The sequence below is a fragment of the Candidatus Pelagibacter communis genome (assembly GCF_001180105.1).
In the GTDB taxonomy this organism is placed as follows: Bacteria; Pseudomonadota; Alphaproteobacteria; order Pelagibacterales; family Pelagibacteraceae; genus Pelagibacter; species Pelagibacter ubique_K.
This window is the reverse complement of sequence record NZ_CVSO01000062.1, coordinates 1-5,376: the sequence shown is the minus strand read 5'-3', so window position 1 is coordinate 5,376 and position 5,376 is coordinate 1. Positions and strand designations below refer to the sequence as shown.

Genomic DNA, 5,376 nt, shown 5'->3' with positions numbered 1-5,376 from the left:
ATTTACGAAGCTTTTTTTGACAAGTCTAAGTAACTAAGTGAAAAAAAAAGGATTTTTTACCTTACACACTTCTTTTTATTCAACCTATTTTTATGGCGAGCAATCTTGTTGTTGCAAGAGGGGGTGTAGAATTTGTTCCTCCTATCTCCCTAGCTTTTTGGAGATGGTTATCAGTATTTCTTTTATTGATGCTGTTCAATTACGGAATTTTATACAAAAAAAAAATTTTATTAAAAGAATATAAAGAACTTTTCTTTTTAGGATTAATGGGATGTGGAGTTTGTGGAGCTTTTCCATTTATAGCCGGTCAGACAACCACAATAATAAACATGGGAATTATTTATACTTCTTCACCTATTTTTATAATTTTAATTTCTTATTTTTTTTTTAAAGAAAAAATGAATTTTTTCAAATTCATTGGCCTTTTATCATGCCTTCTAGGAGTTTTAATTATTATTGTAAGAGGTGAATATTCTACTTTGATATCTTTAAAATTTACAAAGGGAGATTTATGGATGTTGGGAGCTTCGATTGGCTGGGCATTATATTCTATATTTTTGTTTAATTGGAAATCTTCCCTAAACGTTTTTGAAAGGTTTACAGCCATTTCTTTTTTTGGAGCGTTAAGCTTGTTACCATTTTATATATTTGAACAAAATTTTATCAACATAACTACATTTGATTTGAAATTTTTCTTTTGGGTTATATTTGCGGCAATTTCACCAGGAATAATTGCTTTTATATTGTACACTTACACTCAAAAATATCTTGGTGCTACTACGACAGGATTTACTTTGTATTTATTTACAGTTTATGGAGCATTTTATGGCATATTATTTTTTGGTGAGACCTTAGAACTTTTCCATTTATATGGAACATTTCTTGTTTTCCTTGGAGTTTATCTGGTAAGAAAAAAGGCTTAGAATGTTTAATAAAAAAATTATGCTTATCTTCAATATTTTAATTGGTTTAATCACTATTTATGTAATTATTTGTTTGGTAATTTTTCTGTCGCAGAGAAAATTATTATATCATCCTAACGAAAATAACTATTTAGATGAGAACAAACTGACACATAAGATTGAAAAGGTGTTCGTTAAGTCAGATAATAAATTAATTGGTTGGTACCATTTTAAAGACAGAAAATATAAGACATTACTATTTTTTCATGGGAATGCAGGAAATCTACAAAATAGAATTTACAAATTAAACGAGATAGCTGAATTAGAATTAAATTATTTAATTATTGCTTACAGAGGTTTCAGTGGAAATGAGGGAAAACCAACAGAAGAAGGTTTGTATAATGATTCAATGGCAGCGAAAAGGTGGTTAAATTCGAACAACATTGATGATAGTAATATCATTCTTTACGGAGAGTCTCTAGGAACAGCAGTTGCAGTTGACCTTGGTTCAAAATTTCCATTTGCAGGAATAATCTTAGAGTCCCCTTTTACCTCAATGGTAGAACTTTCAAAAATTTATTATCCTTATTTACCAGTGAACCTACTTTTGAAAGATAGATATGACTCCATTAATAAAATTAGCAAAATAACTTTCCCTAAACTCGTTATGCATGGAGATATAGATAACATTGTTCCATTTAGTATGGGAAAAAGAATGTTTGAAAGTTTTTCAGAACCAAAATTTAGTTATTTTAAGTCAGGCGATGATCACATGATGGATTTTGATCAAGAACTTTTAGGGAATATTAAAAATTTTATTAATGAATTAAATTGATTTTTCTATATTTAAAAAATTTTCTGCAAAAGTTTCAGCATCAAAAGATTGTAAATCGTCCTCTTTTTCGCCTAGACCAATTGCAATTATTGGAAGTTTAAATTTTTTTGCAGCAGCAATTAGTATTCCCCCTTTTGCGGTTCCATCAAGTTTTGTCATAACGAGCCCAGTTAAAGGGATAATATTATTAAATTCTGTTACTTGATTTATTACATTTTGTCCTGAGGTTGCATCCAAGATTAGAACAACATCATGAGGTGCATTGTTATCAACTTTTTTAACTACATTTGCAATTTTTTTATACTCATCCATCAAGTTTTTTTTGTTCTGCAATCTACCAGCTGTATCTATCAAAACTGTATGAATTTTATTTTTTTTTGAATATTCCATTGCCTTAAAAGCAACAGATGCAGGATCACTTCCTGCATCTGATTTTATTATTTCACTTCCAACTTTTTTTGACCAGTTTTCTAATTGATCTATTGCTGCAGCTCTAAATGTGTCACAAGCAGCTAAAACTGTTTTATTATTATTATTTTGAAATATTTTAGACATTTTCCCAATTGTGGTTGTTTTTCCTACTCCATTGACACCTGAAACTAAAATTGTTCTGTTCTCATTGGATTGATGAAAAAAATTTTTATTTTCTAAAGGTTTCATTAATGAGAGAATATATTCTTTAAGAATTTTGTTAATCTCATCCAATTTATTTTTACTTGGATCAATTCTGCTATTAGCTATTTGCTGTCTGATCTCTGATGAAGCCTCAACCCCAACGTCTGATTGAATTAAAAATTCCTCAATTTCTCCTAAAGTTTTATCGTCAATTTCTTTATTAACTACAATATCTTTTATACCTTTTGAAAAATTTGACGTAGTTTTTTTTAAGCCATCCTTAAATTTTTTAAAAATATTAATCATATATTTATATTAATATGTTCAATTTCTGAGACTGAGCCTTCCATAATAACGTTTCCTTTTTCATCTTTATTGATTTTAATTTTTCCTAATTTAAACTCTATTTCAGTTGGAAATTTTGAAATACCATTAATTTCACCAGCTATAGCAGTTGCGCATGCTGCAGTTCCACATGCTTTTGTAAGACCAGCTCCTCTTTCCCAGTGCAATACTCTAAAATGATTTTTACTTTGCTCTTTTGCAAAAGTAACATTAACTTTTTCAGGAAATAATTCATGATTTTCTAAGACCGGTCCAACTTTTTTAATTTCGATCTTTTCTAATTCGTTTATAAAAAAAATAATGTGAGGATTTCCAACATTAATTGCTGTTCCTAAAAACTCAATATCACCAACCATAACTTTTATTTTTTTTGTATCAATTTTCTCGCTTAGAGGTATTTGATCCCAATTAGTTTTTGGTTTTCCAATGTTTGTTTGAATCAAATTATTTTTTAATATTTTCGACTCTAATTTCCCTGAAGAAGTTTCAACAGTAATAAAGTTTTTTGAACTTTCTTTTGATAACAAGCTAGCTACACATCTAGTTCCATTTCCACATGCTGCGGAGTCTGAGCCATCTGAATTTTTAAAAGTTAGAAATGCATCAAATTTATCACTTTTATCTATAAGAATTAGTTGATCACAACCAATATTGCTTCTGTCACAAATTTTTTTTATTTGAGAATTGTTTAGATCATATTTTTTTTCACGTTGATCAATTATGACGAAGTCATTTCCAAGTCCATCCATTTTATAAGCTTTAAAATCCATATAATAATACTTAACTTATTTATTGACTTTTTGAACCTCTATTATAGTTTCTCACAACTTCCGCAAAAACAGCATTTTGCGGTGTCTTTGGAAACAAAGAGATCGACACCAGTCAGCGAGGGTTCGCCCACTGGTGCGATTGCTGCTGGAAAAAATTATGTTTGAAAATTTGACAAATAAATTCGAGGGAATACTCGATACATTTAAAAAGGCGCCATCTCTAAATGAAAAACAGGTTGATGAGGGTCTTAAGCTTATTAGACAAGCTTTACTGGAAGCAGATGTATCGCTAGAGGTAGTAAAAGACTTTGTAACAAAAGTTAAACCAAAATTATTAGGAAAAGAAATAATAAGATCCACAGCTCCAGGACAAATGGTTGTTAAAATTGTTCACGATGAGCTTGTTTCATTTTTAGGTGATAGCAATCAAGAAATTAATTTAAAGTCCAATCCACCGGTAACAATAATGATGGTTGGTTTACAAGGTTCAGGAAAAACAACCACAACTGCAAAACTCTCAAAATTTTTAGAAAAAAATAATAAGAAAAAAATTATGATGGTAAGTTTAGATATTTATAGACCAGCTGCTCAGGAACAACTAAAAATTTTGGGTGAACAAAATAATATCCAAACCTTGCCTGTGATAAAAGATCAAATTCCAGCTGACATTTGCAGAAGAGCCCTATCTGCAGCTAATTTAAATGGGTCTGATGTAATTATTTTTGATACGGCAGGAAGAACACAAATAGATCTACAGATGATGTCTGAGATAAAACAAATCGAAGAAGTAATTAAACCAACAGAGACTATACTTGTTGCAGACTCATTAACGGGACAAGTAGCTGCGAGTGTTGCAAAAGAATTTTCTAATACAGTAAAAGTTACTGGAATAATATTAACTCGAGCTGACGGTGATGGTAGAGGTGGAGCTGCATTAAGCATGAAACATATTGCCAATGTTCCAATTAAATTTTTAGGTATTGGAGAAAAAATAGAAAATTTTGAAAGTTTTCATCCTGATAGAATTGCTAACAGAATTTTAGGAATGGGGGATATCGTATCCCTTGTAGAAAAAGCAGCAGATGAAATTGATGAGGAAAAACTCAAAGAAACTGAAGAGAGTTTAAGGAAAGGTCAGTTTTCTCTAGAAGATTACCTTTCTCAATTAAGACAAATGAAAAAAATGGGAGGACTAGAGGGCGTTATGTCTTTTTTACCAGGAGTTTCAAAAATAAAATCTCAAATGGATCAAGCTGGTGTTGATGAAAAAATAATTACACAAAATGAAGCGGTAATACTTTCAATGACTAAAAAAGAGAGAGAAAATCCAAAGATTATCGATGGCTCTAGAAAAAAAAGAATTGCTAATGGCTCTGGAACAGACATTGCCACTATCAATAAATTGTTAAAACAATTTAAAATGATGTCTGACATGATGAAAAAGATGTCAAAAGGAAACACAAAAGGCTTAATGGAAAAAGGAATTCCACCTGAGCTATTCAATCAACTTAAATAAAAAGGAGAAATAAATGTTAAAGTTAAGATTATCAATGGGAGGAACAAAAAAGAGACCAGTTTATAAAATTGTGGTTGCAGACAGTAGATTCCCTAGAGATGGGAGATTTATAGAAAAATTAGGTTTTTTAATCCCCTTATGCCAAAAGAAAAAAAAGAAAGAGTTGGACTTCAGTCAGAAAGAATAAAATATTGGCTAAGCCAAGGAGCAAAGCCGACAACTAGAGTTGCTAGATTACTTGGAGAAAATAATTTAATGGAAATGCCTAAACCAGGAAATAATCCAAATAAAGCTATTCCAAAAAAAGACAGAAAGAAAGATTCTTCTGATGCACCAAAAGAAGAAAAGAAAGCAGAAGCACCTAAGGAAGAGAAAAAAGCTGAAGCACCAAAA

6 protein-coding genes and 1 pseudogene are annotated in these 5,376 nt (G+C 30.4%); 5 read left to right on the top strand and 2 right to left on the bottom strand.

Annotated elements, in window-relative coordinates; genetic code table 11:
- Positions 1–74 precede the first annotated feature (74 nt).
- Together AMN84_RS03730 and AMN84_RS03725 are read left to right on the top strand one after the other, a co-directional pair.
- A pseudogene (locus AMN84_RS03730) lies at positions 75–923 on the top strand (DMT family transporter); the annotation flags it as partial.
- A gap of 1 nt (position 924) precedes the next feature.
- Positions 925–1,737: an alpha/beta hydrolase gene (locus AMN84_RS03725; RefSeq protein WP_075483485.1), complete on the top strand. Its 813-nt coding sequence runs from the start codon at positions 925–927 to the stop codon at positions 1,735–1,737.
- Here the strand turns inward: AMN84_RS03725 and ftsY are convergent.
- Together ftsY and dapF are read right to left on the bottom strand one after the other, a co-directional pair.
- A complete protein-coding gene (gene ftsY / locus AMN84_RS03720) occupies positions 1,729–2,655 on the bottom strand; it encodes a signal recognition particle-docking protein FtsY (RefSeq protein WP_075483487.1) in 927 nt (308 codons plus the stop codon). The two genes, AMN84_RS03725 and ftsY, sit on opposite strands and share 9 nt — an antisense overlap.
- Entirely contained in the window at positions 2,655–3,467 is an 813-nt protein-coding gene (gene dapF, locus AMN84_RS03715) for a diaminopimelate epimerase (RefSeq protein ID WP_075483483.1), read from the bottom strand. The genes ftsY and dapF overlap by 1 nt, the downstream gene beginning before the upstream one ends.
- A 157-nt stretch (positions 3,468–3,624) precedes the next feature.
- Between dapF and ffh the strand changes: the two genes are divergently transcribed.
- The 3 genes from ffh to AMN84_RS05170 all read left to right on the top strand — a co-directional run.
- Positions 3,625–4,983, top strand: a complete 1,359-nt coding sequence (ffh, locus tag AMN84_RS03710) for a signal recognition particle protein (protein ID WP_075483481.1) — start codon at positions 3,625–3,627, stop codon at positions 4,981–4,983.
- Positions 4,984–4,996: 13 nt separating this feature from the next.
- Positions 4,997–5,170 (top strand): 30S ribosomal protein S16, encoded by a 174-nt coding sequence (gene rpsP / locus AMN84_RS04985; protein ID WP_143755550.1) that lies wholly within the window; start codon positions 4,997–4,999, stop codon positions 5,168–5,170.
- Positions 5,122–5,376 (top strand): 30S ribosomal protein S16 (locus AMN84_RS05170; protein WP_179850700.1); only part of this gene is annotated, 255 nt, incomplete at its 3' end. The genes rpsP and AMN84_RS05170, both read left to right, overlap by 49 nt.